Genomic DNA, 21,196 nt, shown 5'->3' on the forward strand with positions numbered 1-21,196 from the left:
GCGGGCCCGGACCCGGCCGACGCCTTCGCCCGGGCGCGTACCCTCCAGCAGATCCGCACCCTGCGCGAGGTGATCGGACCGGGCGCCGAACAGCGTTCCGGAAGCCGGGAGTTGCTGGCGGCCCTCGCCTACGTGGACGGTCTGCGCTGGCGCGACCCGGGCACCGCCGCCCGGTACGGCGACGGCCGGATGACCCCGGACCTGCTCGACCGGATGGTCACCGACTGGCACACCGCCACCAACGGCACCAACGTCGACCCGTCCACCGGCCCCACGCCGGAGCAGTACACCGCGTTCCTGGAAGCCGCCGCCGCACTGCGGGCCGGCGCCGCTCCCGAGACCACGCTCGACGCGCTGCTGCCACCCCCGCCGCCCGAACTGCCCCCGGACACCCTGGTCGCGCAGTCGGATGTGCTCGGCCTCTCCTACGCACGCTCCGCGCAGATCACCTGGTCCCTGTCGAACGCCCCGCTGCCGCTGTCCGAACTGGGCCTCGGCCCCGCCGACACCGCCGAGCTGGCCCGCCGCCTGCACCACCCGGAGCTCGCGACTCCGACCGGCCCGCAGGACGCGCCGGGCCCCGGAGCCGGCCCGTCAACGCCCGCGCTCCCGGTGAACTCCACCACCGTCAACGCCTACACGGCCCGGCACACGTACGGCATTCCGGAGAAGAACTTCGACAAGTTCCGTGACCTGGCGCGGGAGCGGAACGTGGTCGTGGACGTGCGGCCGACGAATCCTTCGGCGCCGAAGTGGCTGGACGCGGGGGCGATGCCCAAGCCGCAGGACATCAAGGCGAAGACGGTCAACGAGGTCGACGTCCTGCTGGGCGCCGATCCCGCGACCATCGGCCTGGTGGGCTATTTCCAGCCGGTGCTGCCCCCCGAGGACTCCGTTCCGCACGGTGCCCGGGACCGGGTCCTCTCGCGGTTCAACCAGCGGTCCACGGAATTCCGCGAACTGGCCGGGAAGATGGCCCAGTACGAGGCCGAAGGCCGCTTCGTCGTCCAGGACGGCATCGTCCACGGTGTCGACGACGCCGGTGACCGGCGCCCTGTCACCGGCGACCACGATGTGTTCGACGTGTCGTCCCCCGACGGCTCGCGGCTCCCGCATCCCGACCACGACGCGCTGATCGACGAGATGCGGGCCAAGGACATGGCCGTCGTGCACGGCGCGCACATGTTCTGGAACCCGCCGACCGCGTTCGACAAGTCGGTCTTCGACAAGATCGTCAGCTCCCACCAGGGTCCCTCCGGCGAACCGCTGCTCCGCTTCACCCCCGACAGCGACCACGCCGTCCTCGCCTGGACGCAGAAGCTCAAGCCGGGACAGGTCGACTCCTACACGGCCCGGCACACGTACGGCATTCCGGAGAAGAACTTCACCAAGTTCCGTGATGTGGCGCGGGAGCGGAACGTGGTCGTGGACGTGCGGCCGACGAATCCTTCGGCGCCGAAGTGGCTGGACGCGGGGGCGATGCCCAAGCCGCAGGACATCAAGGCGAAGACGGTCAACGAGGTCGACGTCCTGCTGGGCGCCGATCCCGCGACCATCGGCCTGGTCGGCTACTTCCGGCCGGTGCCGCCGGACCGGGGTTCGGTTCCGGCGGACGCGTGGGACCGGGTGGTCTCGCGGTTCAACCAGCGGTCCACGGAATTCCACGAGCTGGCCGGGAAGATGGCCCAGTACGAGGCAGACGGCACGTTCACCGTGCACCAGGGGATCGTCTTCGGTTTCGACGACGCGGGCGGCCGCCGTCCGATCACCGGCGACCACGACCTGTTCGACGTCTCCTCGCCGGACGGTTCCCGGATCTCTCCCGTCGACCATGACGCGCTGATCGACGAGATGCGGGCCAAGGACATGGCCGTGGCGCACGGCGCGCACATGTTCTGGAACCCGCCGACGGCCTTCGACAAGTCGGTCTTCGACAAGATCGTCAGCTCCCACACGGGTGCGTCCGGCGAACCCCTGCTCCGCTTCAGCCCCGGCAACGACCACGCCGTTCTCGTCCACCCCGAACCACGCCCGGCCCCACCGCCGCCCTCGCGCCCCGAGAGCATCGCCGAGGACCTGCACCTGTCCAGTGAGGACACCAGGACACCCGGCCTCACGGACACCGTCCACGCGGACGGGCAGGCCTTCCGCCGGATGCCCGCCCGGGGCGACGGCGACTGCCTCTTCCGCTCGCTCCTCGACACCGCGCGCAGTCACCCCGTTCCGCCCCCGTGGGCCGCGCGGAACGTCGCCGGACTCCGCGGCCTGCTCCGCGACCGGCTCACCGGCTCCGAACTGCTCGCCCCGGACGTCGAGGCCACTCCCGACCCGGTGCTCGCGGTCGTCGACGACCTGCGGATGACCGCCCTGGCCGGGGTACGTGACGCGGAGGCGCGGGACCGGATCGGGCAGCGCTGGGACCGGATCGAGCAGGCGGTCGTCGAGAACGGCGACGGCCGCCGGTGGCGGCAGATCCTGAAGGACAGCGGCTACCCCCACCTCGCCGACGTGGCGCCCACACCCGCCGACGCACGCCGGCTCGGCACCGACGGGCTGATCCTCGCGGCGGCCGAACTCCCCGGCCTGTGGTCCTCGCCCTTCGCCGACGCGCTCCCGCTCGCGCTGGCGCACACCCTCGACATCGAGCTGCGGCTGGTCCGGCCCGACGGGACGGCCCCCACCGGCACCTCCGTCACCCCGCTCAACCCGGGCGGCCGCAGCGGCACCCTGCACGTCGCCTACAACGGCCTTGACCACTACGACGCCCTGGTCCCGGCCGCCGCACTGCCCACGCCCGCACCCGTGACCACCCCCGCCCCCGCCCCGGCCAACGGAACCCCGCCCGGCCCGGACGTTTTCGGCGCGTGGCTGCGGGCCATGGGCGGCGTCACCGACCTGGACGCCCCCGCCGGGCCGGACCGTGGCGATCCCGTCCCGCTGGAGACCCAGCTGGAGCGGCACCGCCCGGCCCGGCTGCTGACCGGCGAGGACGCCCCGCCGCCGGGCCACGCCCCGCGCTCGGTCACCTTCGACGACGGCAGCCGCCTGCCCACCGTCCTCATCAGCCCGGACGCCGATCCGGACGACGGCTCCACCGGGCCGGGCGCGCGCACCGCCGGCGGGCCGCCGAGGGCGGGGCTCCTGAACGGCCCGGGCGTCCTCACCCTGCGCTCGCCCGAGCAGGTCGCGAAGGAGGTCTTCGGCCGGCTGCCCGAGAGGCTCCGTGCCCGGTTCGACGAGGCGGAGCTGCTCCGGCTGCTGAAGGACCAGCCCGGTGCGTTCACCGCCCCGCGCGGCGCCCGCTTCGTGGGCCGGGAGAAGTCCGGGGTCGGCCACGAGCTGATCGTCGAGGCCGTTCCGTACCACCGCTGGGAGCGGTTCTCCGAGGTCGGCGGCGCCACCGTCCGGCTGGACACCATGCGGCGCGGCCAGACGGGTACGGGCGGCGGACGCAGCGTCGGCACCGGCCGCCGGGTCGCCGCGGCGCTGGGCATGGGCCCGCCGCTCAACTGGCTGGTCAAGATGGGCGTCTCGCTGGGCTGGACCCGCAGGACCGACTACACCCAGGGCACCCAGGCGTACCACCAGAGCGAGTACCGGGCCGTCGAGGGGTCCCATCTGCACCTGGACGACGTCCACTACCGGGTGCGGGTCGAGCGGGTCACCGAGGCGCCGAGGCCGTCCGCGCCGACGCCCCCCGGTCCGGGCACGGCACCCGCCTCCCCCCGCTGGCAGCGCAGCCAGGTGCACTCCGCCGCCTTCGCCATGCGGGACGGGCTGAGCTGGCGGCTGCCCGACGACCTCACCGTGCCCTTCCGGGGGCCGAAGCGCGCCCCGGAGACGCTCACCTTCCCGGACGGGGCCGAGCCGCGGATCGCCGACACCACCGCCCTCCACCTCACGGACCCGCCGGAGGACGTGGCGATCGACGTCTCCGGTGCGCGGCCCGGCAGTTCGGCCCACCGCACACTGATCTCGTACGTACGTCCCGGGCGGCTGCTCGGCCTCTTCGGGAGACTCGCCGGACCGGTCAGCGGGCCCGAGCTCACCCGGGGCAGCGGACAGCACCCGCTGGGCCATCTGGTCGTCGAACGCTCCATCCCGCACCGGGCGACCCTGGTCACGGAGTCGGTCAAGGCCGAGGTCCGCGACCTCGCCCAGACCACCTATCAGAACCAGCGCTCCCACGTCCGCGACACCCGCCTCGGCGTCCAGATCACCGCCGGACCGAGCTACACGCTCATCGGCCCGGAGACCGACGTACGCATCCAGGGCGGCCCCCTGGTCCGCGCCGATCTCAGCGCGGGCCGGGCCCACCACCTCGGCACCGACGCCGCCCGCAAGGTGACCGGCCGCGTGCGCAACCACCCCGTGGCGCTCTACCGCGTGGAGCGCACCCTGATGGTGCGCAAGGCCGGCGAGCCGGCTTCCGCCGCCCGCCCGGTCCGGGTGGTCAGCCTCGACTGGTACTCCACCCAGGACGCGCGCCGCCTCGCCGGCTGGGACAGCCGTACGCCCGGGGCGACCGGCCCGAACCCGGACGCCGAGCCGCCGGTGCCGTGGTACCTCACCCGCCAGGACCCGGTGCACCTGGGCGGCCAGGTCCGCGCCGAGGGCTTCGTACCGGACCGGCGGCCCCCGGTCCCGGCCGCCACGACGACGGCCGCCCCGCCGCCCCCGACGGCGACACCCGCCCCGGGGACCGCTCCCGCACCCATCACGCCTGTGCCCGCCCCGGGGACGACCGCTCCCGCACCGGCCGCCACGGCGACGGCCACGCCCGCGCCCGCACCCCAGGACCCCCTCAAGGCCTTCACCGACACGGTCCTGGACACCTTGCACCGCGCCTACCCGTCGCTCTTCGTCCCGCCGCTGATGCTGCGCCACCCCCACCTGGCCAAGCTCTGGTACGGCGACGGGCGCACCCGGACCGCCCTGCACAACGAGCGCCAGGTGCGCGAGGCGCTGAACCGGCCCACCTTCGCGCAGAGCCTCGACGACCTCACGACCACCGGGGTGCCGGTCACCCTCACCGAGGACGGCAAGGTCCGCCGGGGCCACCACACCCTCATCCTGCGCGCCCGCCTCACCGACCGGCGGTTCGAGACCACCCTGAGCGAACGCTCGCTGCGCAACGCCGTCATCGGCACGGAGATCTCCGGGCAGGGGCAGCAGGAGGCCACGACCCTCTCCGGTGGGGTCGAACTGGGCATCTCGCCGCGTGACCACGACAGGGACCCCGGCACCGGGCTGCCGCGCCGGACGGGCAACATCGCCCTGGGCGCCCGCCACGCGAAGACGCGGACCCGGGCCACCAGGAACACCGTCGCGGTCGCCCACGACCAGCTGGCCTTCCAGAGCGGAGCCGATCTCTACAGCTACCGGGTGGAACTGGGCGCCACCTTCGAGGGGCACCGCCGCCCGCGCGGCTGGACCCGGCTCGTCTCGCTCGGGCTGCTGGGCGCGGGCGTCTTCGTCAGCAAGGTCGGGGAGCGCCCGCTGTTCGCCCGCGGGACCGAGACGGTGGGCCGGGTCGAGCTGGCCGTCCCCGCCGCCCACGGCTCCGAGCGCCACGCCCCCGCCGACCCTCCCGCCACCGGTCCCGCACCGGCCCCCGCACCCACCCCCGTACCGCGTCCCCTCTCCACCACCGAGGCGGACCAACTCCTCGACGGCGCACGGCCCCTGCCCCGCACGTCCTCCTCCGACCGGCAGCTCGTGACCACGCTGCTCAGCGCCCCGCACGTCGTCCTCAGCGCGGAGGGCGGAGAGCAGCGCCAGCGGCTCGTCCAGGACACCGCCGACCGCGCCACCGGAACCTCCTGGCACGTCAGCGCGCCCGGCGCCCCGATCCGCACCGCCCTGCGCCGGGCCATGGCCAACCTCGGCGTCGCCGGACAACTCGGCCAGTACCTCGGCCCGTTCGGCTCCCGGATCACCGGGCTCACCGGGGCGGGCCCCTTCGCGACGCACTACCTCAAGGCGGCGGTGCGGGGCGAGCTGGAGAACTTCCGCGTCAGGAGCGACCCGAAGCCCGGCAGCCTCGAAGCCACGATCGGCAACGAACACCGCGTCGCCGGCGCCTCCGGCAGCGGTTCCCGGACCACCCTGGGACTCCAGGGCGCCGTCACGCGGGTGCAGCAGGCGCCCGGCCGGCAGGCGCTGGTGGGGACGTACTCGTCCGCGCTCCAGTACGCCTGGGGCAAGGAGCGCAGCGTCGCCCAGACCCTCACCCGGGGCCGCAACACCACCCTCAGCTACGCCGGCCGGATGTATCTGGTGGTCGCCGACGCCGTCGAGACGGTGGCCGTGCGCGACCGGTGGACCGCCGCGATGGGGGCGGCCGGCACCCGCGCCGGGGGCCGGATCAGCGCCGCCGCCGGGCGGATCTCCGGCCGCCTCGGGCGCGGCCTCTCCCCGCGCGGGGCCGCCGCCGCGTTCCAGCGCGTCCGCGACGCGGTGATGTTCCACCTGCCGATGCAGGACGCGATCGAGGCCGGGCTCGCCCCGGACGGCCTCGGGACCGGCACACCGGACAACCTCGGCGGCGGCTACCGGCTGCCCCCCTTCCTCCGCCGCCGGCACTTCCCCACCCACCCCGGCGGCCGGCTGGACGCGAGCCGGGCCGCGCAGCCCCTGATGGGGCAGCTGGAGCGGATGGGGGTGCCCTCGCACGACCGGGAGCAGGTGCTCCAGCGCCTCTCGCCGGACTTCCTCCGCTCCCACGTGCACGAGCTGACCACCGACGGGATGGCCCTGCCGGTCCGCTACCGCACCTGGTCCAGCCCGCACCACCTGCCGGTCGGCGGCAGCCCCGGGCAGCTGAAGGTGACTCTGACGCCCGTCACCACGACCGTCCGACGGCTCCGGACGGGCTTCGAGCTGGAGGACTACCGCACCACCGCCCGCGACGACGTCGACGGCCGGTCCCAGGACCGCGGCGCCGACGCGACCCTCAGCGCCGGCCAACGCGCGGCGGACGGCGGGGCGCTGGCCGCCAACCCGGCGCTCCAGGGAACGGCGGCCAAGCAGCGGTCGAGCAGGGTGGCCGAGGCGGTCGGCAGCACCGCGATGCCCAACATCGCCACCACCCAGGCGCACGCCGAGATCGTGACCACGTACACCCTCACGGCCACGCTGGTCGACGCGTCCGGCAAGCCGCTCGGGCCCACCGCCACCGCCCCCGTCGGCAGCCTCAACGAGATCCTCCCGGCGAACCTGCTCACCCCGGTCGGCGACGGCGCCGACGGCGCGCTCACCGAGCAGGACGTGCCGGAACCCCCGCGCGCGGTGACCATGCTGACGGCTCATCAGGCCCTGCCGGAGTCCATCGCCCAGTGGCGGACCACGGGAGGGGAGAGCGGCGGGAAGGACCCCGGCATCCTGCCCTTCGACGATGTGATCGGCTCGGGCATCCTCGCCGTGGACGTTCTCGGTTCGGCCAACGTGCAGGACGCCCTGACCCTCGCCACCGCCCGCGCCGACGGCTTCCCCGGTGACACGGACCTCGGAAAGCGGCACACGGACGCCACGCTCGCCGAGCGCGTACGGATGGCCCGCCACACCCCGCTCACCGGCCTCGGCACCGCGCCCGCCCAGGCCCAGCAGGAGGCCACCTCCCAGGTCGGTCTGACCGCGGGCTTCCGCGAGGCTCTCGGGCCCGACGGCACCGCCCTGCCCACCCAGTCCTCCGCGCGCCTGCTCGGCCAGTCCCACACCGCCGACTCGCGCCTCTACGCCAAGATGCACCGCGGCGGCGCCCGGCTGCTGGCCGTCGAGAACAAGCCGCGCATGGAGGCCATGCAGCGGCGCAAGACCGGCGACGCGCTGGACGCGGGCATCACCGACAACGTCGAAGGCGCCGTCGGCACGTCCCCGCTGGCGGGCACCAGCAACGCGGGCGTGACCAACCCCGGTGCCACGGTCCCGGTCGGCGGTGCCAACGACGCGACCGCGCTGAGGAGCGCCACCGACACCACCCTCGGCACGCACCTCAAGGTCGTCACCGACCGCAGCATGCTCTTCGCGGTCCCCGTCAGCTGGCTCTCGGTGGCCGAGGTGGACCACCGGGTCACCGACAGCCGCCCGATGCAGGCCCTCGGCAAGCCCAGGAGGGGGCCGCGCGCCGTCGAGGCGGAGACCACCGTCCTGGTCTGGCTCCGCGAGGACATCGCCCGCGACCACGGCCTGCTGGACGACACCACCTTCCCGGACGAGGTCCGCACCGCCTGGGACGACCAGGCCAGGGCGGCCGCCGACCTCGCCACCGCCGAGAAGAACTACTACGACGCCCGCGCGAAGACCCGGGAGGCCTGGCTCGGCCTGAGCCCCGAGGAGCGTGCCGCGCTCGGGGACGACGACCGGGCCACGGTCCTGCCGCGGGCCGTCGCCGGCTCCCCGGCCGTCACCGCCTGGCAGGCGGCCCGCGAGGACGTGCGCCGCGGACGGCAGCACCTGGACGCCGCCGCGCGGGACCACCACCGCCTCCACCTCGCCGCGGCCCGCCTCACCGCTCACCACCAGGGTTCGGCCTCGGTGCCGGTGAAGGACGCGCCGCAGGAGTACACCGTGCCCGACTGGCGCTCCGAGGCGCCGAAGCCGTACACGGTCACCGACGCCGCCGGCTCCGCGCCGCGTACCCTCACCTCGCCCGACGGGCTGACGGTCCACCAGGTGCACGAAGTACCGCACGACGGGGCCTCGTTCTTCCACGCGCTGCTCGCGACGGCCCGGGACCGGGGCGGACTGCCGCTCCTGCTGGGCGCGGACCTCGCGGACCGGTTCGCGGCCGACGCGGGCGACCCGGCGGTCACCGCCGAGGCCGTCGCCGCCGCGCGCGACCGGCTGGCCTGGGCGCTGGCCGACAACGGCAACGAGGACCTGCTCGACGGTCTGGCGCTGGACGCGGAGGACACCTTCACGCAGGCCGAACTGGATGCGGCGGGCGTCGAGCTGACGGCAGCCCAGCAGGCGGAGTTCGACGCGCTCGGCCGGCTTCCGCAGACCTTCTGGCCGAGCCCGGCGCAGCGGGTGGCGCTGGCCACGGCCGCCCTGTACCGCCCGTTCGCGGCCGAGCCCACGACGGCCGACCCGGACGGCCACCACCCGGCCGCGGCCGAGCGCCGGGCGGGCGACCACGGCGGCGCCGACGTGCTGCCCGCCCTCGCGGCCCGGGTGCTGGGCACCCCGGTGACGGTGGTGACGGGGGAGGGGCGGCAGCAGACGTTCCTCCCGCACGGCGCCGACCCGGCGACGGCCGACGCGGCTTCCGGCCCGGTGCTCTTCGCCGCCGACGGCTTCTTCTCGGCCGCACTGACGCCGGGCACGACACCGCCCCGCACCGTCGCGCTGCCGACCCCGCCGGCCACCGTCACTCCTTCGGGCGGCACCGGGACCACCTCCCAGCCGTCCCCCCGCCGCAGCCACCCCACCCCGCCCTGGCTGCCGCCCGCCGACACCGACGGCCCGCGCTACCGGCTGGACCGCGACGGCCTGCTCACCGCACCCGACGGCTCCACCTACACCCAGGGAACCCCGGCGGGCCGGGGCAACGGCTTCTTCGGCGCACTCGCCACGGCCCTGCGCCACGCCGCTGAGCAGCCCGGCCGCGAACCGCGGGCGGCGGCCCGGCTCCGGACCCGCGCCGGGGCTTCGCCGCTACAGCTGATGCGGCTGAACGGCCTGCCCGGCGAACGGGCCGAGCGCGACGCGCTGTTCTCGCCCCCACCGCCCGCCAAGCAGCGGCACGGCGCTCCCGCGCTGAGCCAGGACGCTCTCGACGGGCGGCTGCGCCGCCACCTCGCCGACGCCCCCTGGGGGCCTCAGGCCGACCGCGCGGTCGCCGAGTGGGCGGCACGGGCGACCGGCGCCACGGTCACCCTGATCGAGGAGAACGGCACCGCCCACACCTACGCGGGGCCCTCCGCCGACGCGCCGGTCCTCCGGCTCCGCCGCCGCGGCAAGGACTTCGTGCCGCTGCTCCTGAGGACCCCGGCCCCGGCGCCGAAACCGAGAACGCCCGCGGACGGCGACGCCCCGGGGCTGCCCGGGGAGGAGGAGGCGTACGAACTCAGCACGCTGTCCGGCGCGGAGCCCCGGCGACAGCCCCGGCCCCAGGACACCGTCGGCCTCGACACCGCGTCCGACGGCGAGAGCGACAACGACGTCGACGACGACAGCGACGCCGATGTCGATGCCGACAGGGACAGTGACAGTGACAGTGACTCCGATTCCCGCGACGAGGAGGACACCCCCGTCTGGGCCGACCCCGAGTGGCTGACGGCGGTGTTCGGCCCGCAGTGGAACAGGGCCCCGCGCACCCGGCTCCAGGAGACCTCCGAGGCCCTGTACGCGCTCGTCGACACGGCGGCGGGCGGGCGTTCGACCCGCGCCGGGCTGGCCGGCCTCGTCCGGCAGGTCCTGCACCTGCCGGACCGGGCCCGGGTGAGCAACAGGGACGTCCTCGACCTGGGAGCGCTGGCACTGGAAGCGTCGTCGGACGACCTGGCGACCGCCGACGACCTCGCCGGGTACTTCATCGACCGTCAGATCGAGACCCGCCGGGACGCCCTCGCCGAGGAGACCCTCCTGCGCACGCCGCAGGTGACCTCGGCGGAAGGGGCCTCGGTGGGCCGGATCCCGGCGGAACGGTCCCCGGCCGGGCGGGACTTCACCGGGTCGGACCGGGGTCTGCCGGCCCCGGACTCCTACCTCGTCGAGCGTTCGGGCCGGGTGGCCGGGCAGGACGCGCCGTGGCGGAATCCGTACCTCTTCGTGGCCGGGGCGGCGGAGGGCGGCGGCGTCGAGATCGTCACGCCGTGGCGCACCTTCGTGGTCCGCGAGCCCGTGGAGATGGCCCGGATCATCTCCTACGACTCCCGGCGGCCGCGCGGCGCGGACATCGTCCTCGCCCTGCCCCCGGCCTTCGCCGCGCAGGTCGCCGACCTGGTCGCCGGTACGACGGCCCGCCCGGTCTGGTACCCCCTGGCACCGGCCGAAGTGGCCACCCACCCCACCACCGGAGCCGCCCGTCTCGTGGTGCACCGGAGCACCGGGGGGACCGGGCCGGACTGGAGGACACCTCCGCTGCCGCGCGAGCCCGGCCTGCCCGGCGCCCGTGACCTCAGCAGCGATGACGACAGCGACAGCGACGCCGGGAGCGACAGCGGTTCCACGAGCGACGGTGACGCGGAGTTCGACCGGCTGGCGGACCTGTTGCAGGGGGAACGCCGTGTCGACGCCCTGCGTGCCCGCCCCCTGATCACCCGCGACTACGAGGTCGTCGACGACGGCGGCACCGGGGTGCTCTTCACCGAGCCCGGCCCCCGGACGGTCGGCGAGGTCAGCACCGGGGAGACGCCGGAGGGGTCCGCGCTGGTCCTGCCCCACCGGAGCCCGGGGGCCGTCCGCGCCGCCGACCGGCCGCCGCTGCACATCTCCGAGGACCGGACGGTCGCGCTGCTGTCGGCCGGGAACGACACCACCGGGCGCGGTCGCCAGGTGTACGCCACCCGCACGGCGATCGAGCGTTCCTCGGCCCGCCTGGCCGCCGCCGGAGCCGGGGTGCGACTGGCGGCCGATCCTTCGGTGCGCGTGGTGCTCGCCCAGGAGGACGGCACGCCCGGCGAGCCGCTGCTCCGGGTGGAGCCCCGGTTCCTCACCGCCTCCGGGGCCTCCGAACACGCCTTCACCCGGGACTTCGCCCGGATGGTCGCCGGAACGGATGCCGCGCCGCTGTCCCACCTCGCCTTCCGCACCCCCGACGGTACGGTCGCCACGGCCCCGGTCAACGGGCTGCACGGCCGGGAGGTCACCGGCACCCACCACCTGGCCCAGGCGCTCGCGGAGGTCGCCGACGGCACCCGTACCGCCACCGACGTCAGTCCGGGCTGGGCGGCCCGGCAGGCGGGCCGGGATCCGCGCTTCACCGGGGGAGTGGTGGGCGCGCCCACCCCGGGCGAGGCGTACGGCCGGGCCCTCGGCCCCACCCCGGACAACGCGCTCCGCGAGCCGCTGACCCGGGCCGCCGCCCGTGCCGGGATCAACGAGTACGCCTGGGCGGAGGTCGGCGAGGGCTATCTGATCCAGTCGGTCAGCACCACCAACGACGGCGGCGCGCAGCTCTTCACCCACAACCACGCCAAGCCCGGCGACCCGGTCGGTCCGCACGCCCCGTACCACTTCGCACAGGTGGTGCTGGCCGCCGAGGACGGCAGCCACCAGATCACCCTGGAGAACGAGACCCACTCCCGGACACCGCTTTCGGCGGACCAGCTGGACGAGGTCGTCGACGAGAACCTCGACCGCTACGACGAGGACCGGCTGAACCGGCTGGCGAGGGAGGTCGAAGACCGTGCCGCGACCGCCCGCCGCGACGGCGCGGCCCTGGCGGAGATCAGCCGCCTGGAGGGCTTCGCGCGTGCGGCGCGGGCGCTGGCGGCCGTCCACGAGGCCGAGCACGTCCGCTGGTACTTCACCGAGGACCGCCCCGAACACGCCCTGGCGCAGCGCGAGGTCGAGCAGGCCCGCGCCCGCGCCCGGGGCGCCGTCCGCGCCGCCGCACCGGTCCCGGACGACCAGGACCAGTGGTTCTTCCGCGCCTACAGCAAGCGTCCCGGCGAGTCCGCCCACGCGGTCAACGCGGCGCTGCTGTCGGACCGTTCACCGGCTGTCTCCAATCCGCTCACCACGGTCGCCCTGCACGGCCACGCCCTGCGCCCGGACCGGCGGACCGTACGCTTCGCCGAGCAGCAGCACTCGCCCTCGCCGGAGGCGGACGAGAACCTGGACGCCCTGGCCCTCTCCCTGGCCCGTACCGCCCTGTGGAACCACGCCAACGGCCTGCCCCTGCCCACGGTCACCGTCACCGGCCGCGGCAACCGCTCCCTGGCGAGCGGCCGGAAGCGGGCGGAGGCGGTCGGCAGGGCGCTCGGGGACCGGCTGAGCCGGCTGCTGAGGACCTTCCAGGACGGCTCCCCGGGTCCGCACGTCCGGCTCGCCGACTTCACCCTCACCCTGGACGCCCAGCGGGTCCGTCGGGCCACCGACCCGGACCGGGGCCGGGTGGTGACCGTGGACATCGACGACCACCGCCATCCCTCGCCCCCGGCATCCGGCCGTCCCGCACCCGCCGGGGCGCCCCGCACCGAACCGCCCGCCGGTTCCGTCCCGGAGAGGCCACGCCCCACCGGGACGGAACCGGCCCCCGGGACCCCGACCGCGCGCCCCGCCACCGCCGCGTCCGCCTCGTCCTCCCACCGGGACCCGTCCCGCCCCGGCCGCCGGTCCGCGACGCCCAGCCCCGATCGGGGCGCACCGGTGCCCGCCTGGGTCCGGGCCCGCATCCGGTACGCCGAGGAGTCCGTGGCCTTCGAGCGGCGACTCGCCGAACACCTGGCCGAGAACGAGGCGGTGACGGAGGAGTTCCGCAAGATGGCGCGGGCGGCGTGGGACCGGGCGCGGCAGCAGTACCCGCACGCCCTGGCCACCTTCGGCAGTGACAACCCGAGCATGCCCGGCACGGTCGGGACCAGCAGGCCCGCCCTTCAGCAGGTGCTGCGGACCGGTCATCTGAGGGAGCTGGTGACCTTCCTGTTCCAGGGCATCTCCAGCGACCTGGTGCCCGAGATGCTGGGCGGCAGGGAGGACCCGAACCCGGAGATCGAGCGGGAGCGTCCGGGCCGCCGCCAGGCGGAGGGGCGCGCCGAACTGGAGCGGCTGGCAGCCCGGCTGAACCTGGACGAAACCCTCTCCGCGACGGAGAAGCGGGAGGCGCTCGCCCGCGCCACCCGGCAGCACACGGTCCCGACGGACCCCGACGACGTACGCCCGCCGCTGAGCCGGGCCGAGCGTCCCTTCGCCGTGAACGGCCTCGGCCTGACCTGGATGCCCGCGTCCTCCGTGTACGACCTCGCCATGAGCACCGGTCTCCAGGGGGCGTCCGAGGACACGGGGGGCCTGGTCCTGACCGGTACCGCGGGGTCGACCTACCGCTTCCTGGTGCACGCCGCCCGGATGCGGGACCGGTGGGGGATCGACCTGGACCTCGGGCTGATCCGGGCCGGGATGATCGCCATGTCGCTGTCGGCCGGCCACCACTCGTTCCACGAGGTCATGCGTGGCGCCCAGTTGGCGCTGGACGGGCTCCCCGGCCACGACCCGGCGCTGGACTACCGGGACAACTGGGGCCGGTACTGGAACATCCACCCGCTCACCGAGCAGGAGCTGCGCGACCACGTCGCCCGGGACGGACTCTTCCCCGACGAGCACGCCAGGGCGCTGCTCGACGTAACGTGATCCTCCGCCGCATGGAAGGTCCAGGGGGCCGGCCGGCCGATCCGGCGGGCTCCGGAGGCGGGCGAGGAGACCGTGATGAGTGAACGGACGAAACCGGTGGTCGAGGTTCCGGCGGGGGAGCCGCCCACCGAGCTGACGATCCGGGACCTGGTCGTCGGAGACGGCCTTGAGGCGCTGCCGGGCAGGGTCGTCCGCGTTCACTACGTCGGGGTGGCGTTCGCGTCCGGGCGGGAGTTCGACTCCTCCTGGGAGGAGGACCGGCCGTTCAAGTTCGCCGTGGGCGGCGGCCGGGCCATCAAGGGCTGGGACCGCGGGGTACGGGGCATGAGGGCCGGCGGCCGGCGCGAGATCATCGTTCCCCCGCGCCTCGGCTACGGCAAGCAGTCACCCTCCGCGCTGATCCCGGCGGGCTCGACGCTCGTCTTCGTCGTGGACCTGCTCACGGTGGCGGGTCCTCCGTGCGGTTCGGCTGCCCGGGAGGCGGATCGGCGTAGACACCTCTGAGCAGGCCGGTGGTCGGCCGACCTCGATCGGACAGCGGTCCGGATCGCGCAGGAGCATTCCCGAACCGGGCGCGGCAGTGCTTTCCGTGGGCACGGTTCACGATATTGCCTCTGGGGCGGATCCACATCGATCGTCGATGCCGCGTCCGTGGCGGGCCGGCTCCCGGTCACGTCCTGGGCCGAGGACGCGTCGCGGCGGAGGCCTGGGGATCGGTGATTCCTCCCGGGCAGAGCCGGTCTTCGTTCCAACCCGCCAAGCGTGCGCCGGCCGCGTACGCGGTGTCGTAGAACCGGAGGATCGAGTCTGACGCGTCCGGCGCGGTGCGCACGTCGTCGTAGGGGAGCAGGGCCAGGTGGGAACCGTTGGTCTGGGTCCACCGTGCGGCGGCCGGTTCCAGCGGCTGCCGCTCCAGCCCGTCGGGTTCCGGTGCCGTGTACGAGTAGAAGGCGGGTTCGGGAGAGGACCGCTCGTCGCCGAACCAGAATCCGCTGCTGATCACCTCACGCGAATACGCCTCACGGGTCACGGGATCGACGGACAGCCCCTGGGCCACGTGCCGGTCGGAGAACCGGGTAACGGCGATGTCGAAGGTGTGCCAGAAGTGGTGGACAGGGCTCGTCTTTCCCGAGTACCCGGCCGCGTACTTCTCCAGAACCAGCATCACCTGGGTGAGGATCGTCCAGTAGCGGTTCACGGCGGCCGGATCATAGGCGGCGTGTTCGTCATCCTCGGCGAATGGCCGGGCGGCGTCGGGCAGGTCGAACGGGTGCGGGTCCTCCGGAAGCACACGGATGCCCAGATGGGCCAGCGCGCCGGTGAACTCCCGGTAGAAGTCGCCGACCGACAGGCCCGTCAGGGGGAACGACACCCGGCGCCCGTCGAGGGTCAGAATCAGGAGACGGTGGGTGGTGAAGTCGAAGTCGACGGTGAACACGATGCCGTCGCCGACCGGGCCGCAGGGCCGGGTGGTGATGCCGTTCCCGGTCAGGTGGAAGGGAACGTTCCACCAGTGGTTGCGCCGGACGCTCACAGCCAGCCGTACCTTTCCGACGATCTGGAGAAACCGGTGCAGCGTCTCCTTCGTCGGGGCCCAGGACTCCCTGGGCAGCGAGGGAAACCGATCCATCGAAGGCGCCTTTCGGTGGCCCGACCCCGCCCGGATGGCCTGGGGCACGTGGCTCCACTCTCGCGCCCGAAGCCCGGGGCCGCATCCGCGGGGCTGCGGGCCCCGTACCGCGTTCGCCTCGCTGCGATGGCCCTTCCTGTCCGGGTCTTCCAAGCTCATGTCATCAGCCATCGCGAAGGGAACTCCGTCGTGCCGTTCACCGCTCCGCGTCGCTACGACGATCTCCGCGCCCTCTACCTCAACTGCACCCTCAAGCCCTCACCGGAAACGAGCAATACCGAGGGAGTGATCGACCGCAGCACCGCGGTGATGCGGTCGGCCGGTGTGCACACGCAGGTGATCCGCCCCATCGACCGGGACCTGGCGGTCGGCGTCCAGCCCGACATGACCGAGCACGGCGCCGCCAGCGATGCCTGGCCGGATCTGTACGCCGAAGTGATGGCCGCCGACATTCTGGTGCTGTGCGGACCGATCTGGCTCGGTGACAACAGCTCTGTGATGAAGCACGTCATCGAGCGGCTCTACTCCAACTCGGCCGAACTCAACGAAGCGGGCCAGTCCGCTTACTACGGGCGGGTCGGCGGCTGTCTCATCACCGGCAACGAGGACGGCCTCAAGCACTGCGCCATGAACATTCTCTACAGCCTCCAGCACATCGGCTACGCCATCCCCCCGCAGGCCGACGCGGGCTGGATCGGCGAGGCAGGTCCGGGACCCAGCTACCTCGATCCCGGATCCGGCGGACCCGAGAACGACTTCACCAACCGGAACACCACCTTCGCGGCCTGGAACCTCATGCACCTGGCCGCTCTCCTGAAACGTGCCGGAGGCATTCCCGCACACGGCAACCAGCGCTCCGCATGGGAGGCCGGCTGCCGCTCCGACGCGTCCAATCCGGAGCACCGCAGCTGAGGTACAGCCGCCCGGGAGCCGGTCCGGCCCGCCGCGCTCCCTCCGGCCGGGCGCAGCCCGGAACGACTGACCGGCCCCCACGTCACGCGCACCACATCCGGAAAGCACCCGAGCAGGAAGGGACACCCCATGTCTGGCCCATCGATTCCCGGTATCGACCCGCAGGCCGCTCCGAGTGGCCCCGGCTGCGCCGACTGCCTGGCAGGGGACGGCTCCGGCTGGTGGTTCCACCTGCGACGGTGCGCCGCCTGCGGCAGCATCGGCTGCTGCGACTCCTCCCCGTCCCAACACGCCACCAAGCACTACCGGAGGACCGGCCACCCCTTCATCACCAGCTACGAACCCGGGGAGGAGTGGTTCTACAACAACGAGACCGGGCAGTTCCACGAGGGCCCGCAGCTTGTCCCGCCCACCTCCCACCCGGCCGACCAGCCCGTTCCCGGACCGGCCGGAGCCGTGCCCGAGAACTGGCAGCAGAAATTGAACTGAGGCCGAACCCTCACCGGACGACGGATGCCGAGCGAGGAAGCCCCCGGTCCGGACACGACACCCAGCCACGCTCGGCACGTGCCCTCCGCAGTTCCGTCGGCGGGATCGAAAGCGTCTGAGAGATGCTCATCGGTGTCGGTTTCCTCGATCCTCTCCGCAGGCCGGCTGACGGCCCGCCGACCCGGTCGGCGCAGCGCAAGCCTCGGGCATTGCGGGGACGCCGCACCGGGTGCGAGGGGCGAGCACCAGCCGTTCGGGTGCTTCCCGCCTGCGCGGCCTCCGGTCGTCCCGGACCGTGGAGACCATGAAACAGAGCACCTTGTCCGAGGTGAAGAGCGCCGTCACCCCCCGGGCCACACTCCTCGTGATCGGGGTCGTCGCCCTCCAACTGCTGTTCGTTGTCTCCTATGTGGGCGCGTTGCACGAGCCCAGGCTCAAGGACGTCGCCTTCGGAGTCGTGGCCCCGCCGGCCGCGGCCGGGCAGACGGTGCAGCGTCTGGACGAGCTGCCCGGCTCGCCGCTGGACCCGCGCGCCCTGCCCGACGAGGCGGCGGCCCGGAAGCAGATCGAGAACCGCGACATCGACGGTGCGCTCGTGGTGCGCCCGGACGGCACCACCGACACGCTTCTCGTCGCCTCCGGCAGCGGCAGAACCCTGGCGGTCGCGCTGGATTCGCTCACCGGCGAGGTGCTGGGGGCCCAGGGGCGTACCGCGCGCGTGGTCGACGTGGCCCCCGCGTCCTCGCAGGACTTCAACGGACTGTCCTCGTTCTACCTGGTCGTGGGCCTCTGCGTCGGCGGGTATCTGTGCGCCTCGATCCTCGCGATCAGCGCCGGGGCCCGTCCGGCCAACCCGACGCGCGCGGCCACCCGTCTCGGCACGATGCTGCTCGTCGCCCTGGCCGGCGGCCTCGGCGGCGCGATCATCGTCGGACCGGTCCTGGGCGCTCTGCCGGGCAGTGTCTGGGCGCTGTGGGGGCTCGGCGCTCTGATCGTCTTCGCCGTCGGCGCCGCGACGCTCGCCCTCCAGGGCCTCTTCGGCGTCATCGGCATCGGGCTGGCGATCCTGCTCGTCGTGATCCTGGGCAACCCGAGCGCGGGCGGGGCCTTCCCCGCGCCGATGCTGCCACCGTTCTGGGAGGCGATCGGCCCGGCGCTGCCACCGGGAGCGGGCACCTGGGCGGCCCGTTCGATCACCTACTTCGACGGCAACAGCATGACCTCGTCCCTGCTGGTGCTCTCCGCCTGGGCAGTCGCGGGAGTCGCTGTCACCATGCTCGCCGCGGTACTGCGGCAGCGCCGCGCGGCCGAGCCGGACTCGCCCCGTGAGGCGTCATGACGAAGGCGCCGTGTCCGCCGACCGGGCCGTCCCCATGACCGGCACGGCCGACGGGCACCGCTTCACGGAGTCGACGGCGATGCGGGCACGTCCCGCTCCCGGCGACGTCAGCGGGCGACGGGGGCCGGGTGGTCACTCACCCGGCCTCCCGCGGCACGAGCCGGACCGGGACCGTGCCGGTTGCGGGGGACGAACAGGGCACGAAGGATGGAAACGCTCATCGCCGTTCGGGGCGTTCTGCTCCGGCGGCCGGACATCGGCGGCCGACGGGCCGCGTGCACTGGGCGTATCCGTGTGCCGTGACCGGCCCCCACGGGTGTGCCACGGACCGGGCGCCAGGTGCGCCCGCGAAAGGGAGTCGACATGACCGAGCTACCCCCTCCGATCACCCCCTACCTGGAACCGGCGGCCAAGGAGCTGTGCGAGGCCACGGATCCGCATCCGCGCATCTACGAGGTCCCCCCGGAGAAGGGCCGCGACATCCTGCTCGGCCTGCAGAGCGACCCGAGCGTCCCCCGCCCGGACGTCGACGAGGAGTGGGTCGACGTGGACGCCGGCCAGTGGGGCACGGTCCGCACCCGGATCATCCGGCCCAAGGGAGCCACCGGACCGCTGCCGGTGGTCTTCTACATCCACGGCGCCGGCTGGGTCTTCGGCGACGACCAGACCCACGACCGCCTCTTCCGCGAACTCACCGTCGGGGCCGGGGCCGCGGGTGTCTTCCCCGTCTACGACCGGGCGCCCGAGGCCAAGTACCCCACCCAGGTCGAGCAGAACTACGCCGTGGGCCAGTGGGTCCTGGAGCACGGGGCCGAGCACGGGCTGGACACCTCGCGGATCGCGGTCACCGGCGAGTCGGTGGGCGGCTGCATGTCGGCGGTGTTCGCGCTGATGAACAAGGAGCGCGGAGGCATCGACCTCAAGGCGCAGGTCCTGCTGTACCCGGTCGCCGACGCCGACTTCAACACCCCCTCGTACCTCCAGTTCGCCGAGGGCTACTACCTCACCCGCGACGGCATGAAGTGGTTCTGGGACGCCTACATCGGCAACCCCGCCCACCGCACCGAGGTGTACGCCGCGCCGCTCCACGCCTCCCTGGACCAGCTGCGGGGCCTGCCCACCACGCTCGTCATCACCGACGAGGCCGACGTCCTGCGCGACGAGGGCGAGAAGTACGCCAACCGGCTCCGCGAGGCAGGCGTGGACGTGACCTCCGTCCGCGTGGCGGGCATGGTCCACGACTTCCTCCTGCTGGACAGCCTGCGCGACACCCGCGCCGCGAACGTCGCCCGCACCCTCGCCGTCGACGCCCTGAAGAAGGCCCTGGACGACGGCTGAGGCGCCCTGACACCGGACCCGGCCGCCCTGTTGGGGCGCCGGGTGCCGGCGTGGGTTGTCAGCGCCGTCGTCCCGCAGGGCGAGGCGGCCGGCGGCGAGTCGGGAGGAGAGGGGCCGAAGCCAGGCCCCGGCGCGGGAACACCGGGCCGGGGCGGGACGGTTACCCCCACCGGGGGCCGAGCCCCGGAGCCGCGGTGGGCCCGCCGCGCACTCGGACCCCGACCCGACTGCGTGGAAGGACCTCTTCATGACCGACCGGCCCCTGACCCTCATGGCCGTGCACGCCCACCCCGACGACGAGGCCACGGGAACCGGAGGAGTGCTCGCGCGGTACGCGGCGGAAGGCATCCGCACGGTTCTCGTGACCTGTACGGACGGCGGTTGCGGTGACGGGCCGGGAGGCGTCAAGCCCGGCGACCCCGGGCACGATCCGGCGGCCGTCGTCGCGATGCGCAGCCAGGAGCTCAAGGCGAGCTGCGACGTCCTGGGCGTGAGCGACCTGGAGACGCTGGACTACGCGGACTCCGGGATGATCGGCTGGCCGAGCAACGACGCTCCCGGATCCTTCTGGCAGACCCCGGTCGAGGAGGCCGCCGCCCGGCTCGCGGAGCTCATGCGGCACTACCGGCCCGATGTCGTCGTCACCTACGACGAGAACGGCTTCTACGGGCACCCCGACCACATCCAGGCCCACCGCATCACGATGGCCGCGCTGGAGATGACCACGCTGACACCGAAGGTCTACTGGACCACGATGCCCCACTCGGCGATGCGCGAGTTCGAGAAGACCCTGCGTGAGTTCCAGGAGGACCTGCCGGAGCCGGACCCCGCCGAGGCTGCCGCGATGGCCGAGATCGGCCTCCCCGACGACGAGATCACCACGTGGGTGGACACCACCGCGTTCAGCGGCCAGAAGTTCGACGCGCTGGCCGCGCACGCCAGTCAGGGCGAGAACATCTTCTTCCTGAGGATGGGCAAGGAGAGGTTCGGCCGGCTGATGGGCATGGAGACCTTCGTACGGGTCAAGGACACGACCGGGGCGGCCGTGCCCGAGAAGGACCTCTTCGCCGGACTCCGCTGACCGGCCGCCCGCACGCCCCCCTCGTACGACGGGGGCGTGCGGCCGTGTCGTCCCCGCCACCGTCCTGCGCCGCAACCGGCGGTGGGGCCGGTGCGCGTACGCACCGGCCCCA

At 73.9% G+C, this 21,196-nt stretch carries 8 protein-coding genes; 7 read left to right on the forward strand and 1 reads right to left on the reverse strand.

The features are described 5' to 3' along the window. Window positions 1–1,851 precede the first annotated feature (1,851 nt). Together KME66_RS30935 and KME66_RS30940 are read left to right on the forward strand one after the other, a co-directional pair. The gene (locus KME66_RS30935; RefSeq protein ID WP_216329710.1) at window positions 1,852–14,295 is read left to right on the forward strand and encodes a hypothetical protein; all 12,444 of its coding nucleotides are present in this window, start codon (window positions 1,852–1,854) and stop codon (window positions 14,293–14,295) included. A 75-nt stretch (window positions 14,296–14,370) separates the two neighbouring features. Next, window positions 14,371–14,799 (forward strand): FKBP-type peptidyl-prolyl cis-trans isomerase, encoded by a 429-nt coding sequence (locus KME66_RS30940; RefSeq protein WP_216328218.1) that lies wholly within the window; start codon window positions 14,371–14,373, stop codon window positions 14,797–14,799. A gap of 166 nt (window positions 14,800–14,965) precedes the next feature. On the opposite strand, the gene KME66_RS30945 is transcribed toward KME66_RS30940, so the two are convergent. Next, window positions 14,966–15,925 (reverse strand): DUF5996 family protein, encoded by a 960-nt coding sequence (locus KME66_RS30945; protein WP_073224880.1) that lies wholly within the window; start codon window positions 15,923–15,925, stop codon window positions 14,966–14,968. A 126-nt stretch (window positions 15,926–16,051) separates the two neighbouring features. On the opposite strand from KME66_RS30945, the gene KME66_RS30950 reads away from it, so the two are divergent. From KME66_RS30950 to KME66_RS30970, 5 genes are all read left to right on the forward strand, one after another. Beyond that, complete coding sequence (locus KME66_RS30950; protein WP_253208522.1) at window positions 16,052–16,837, forward strand: flavodoxin family protein; 786 nt, start codon at window positions 16,052–16,054, stop codon at window positions 16,835–16,837. 129 nt (window positions 16,838–16,966) lie between these two features. Beyond that, window positions 16,967–17,326, forward strand: a complete 360-nt coding sequence (locus KME66_RS30955; RefSeq protein WP_216328220.1) for a UBP-type zinc finger domain-containing protein — start codon at window positions 16,967–16,969, stop codon at window positions 17,324–17,326. Window positions 17,327–17,630: 304 nt separating this feature from the next. Further along, entirely contained in the window at window positions 17,631–18,665 is a 1,035-nt protein-coding gene (locus tag KME66_RS30960; RefSeq protein WP_216328222.1) for a DUF3533 domain-containing protein, read from the forward strand. Window positions 18,666–19,028: 363 nt separating this feature from the next. Continuing rightward, window positions 19,029–20,003: an alpha/beta hydrolase gene (locus KME66_RS30965; RefSeq protein WP_216328224.1), complete on the forward strand. Its 975-nt coding sequence runs from the start codon at window positions 19,029–19,031 to the stop codon at window positions 20,001–20,003. A gap of 247 nt (window positions 20,004–20,250) precedes the next feature. Beyond that, window positions 20,251–21,084, forward strand: a complete 834-nt coding sequence (locus tag KME66_RS30970) for a PIG-L family deacetylase (RefSeq protein ID WP_073224890.1) — start codon at window positions 20,251–20,253, stop codon at window positions 21,082–21,084. Window positions 21,085–21,196: the final 112 nt, after the last annotated feature.

Source organism: Streptomyces sp. YPW6 (assembly GCF_018866325.1).
Classification (GTDB): Bacteria; Actinomycetota; Actinomycetes; order Streptomycetales; family Streptomycetaceae; genus Streptomyces.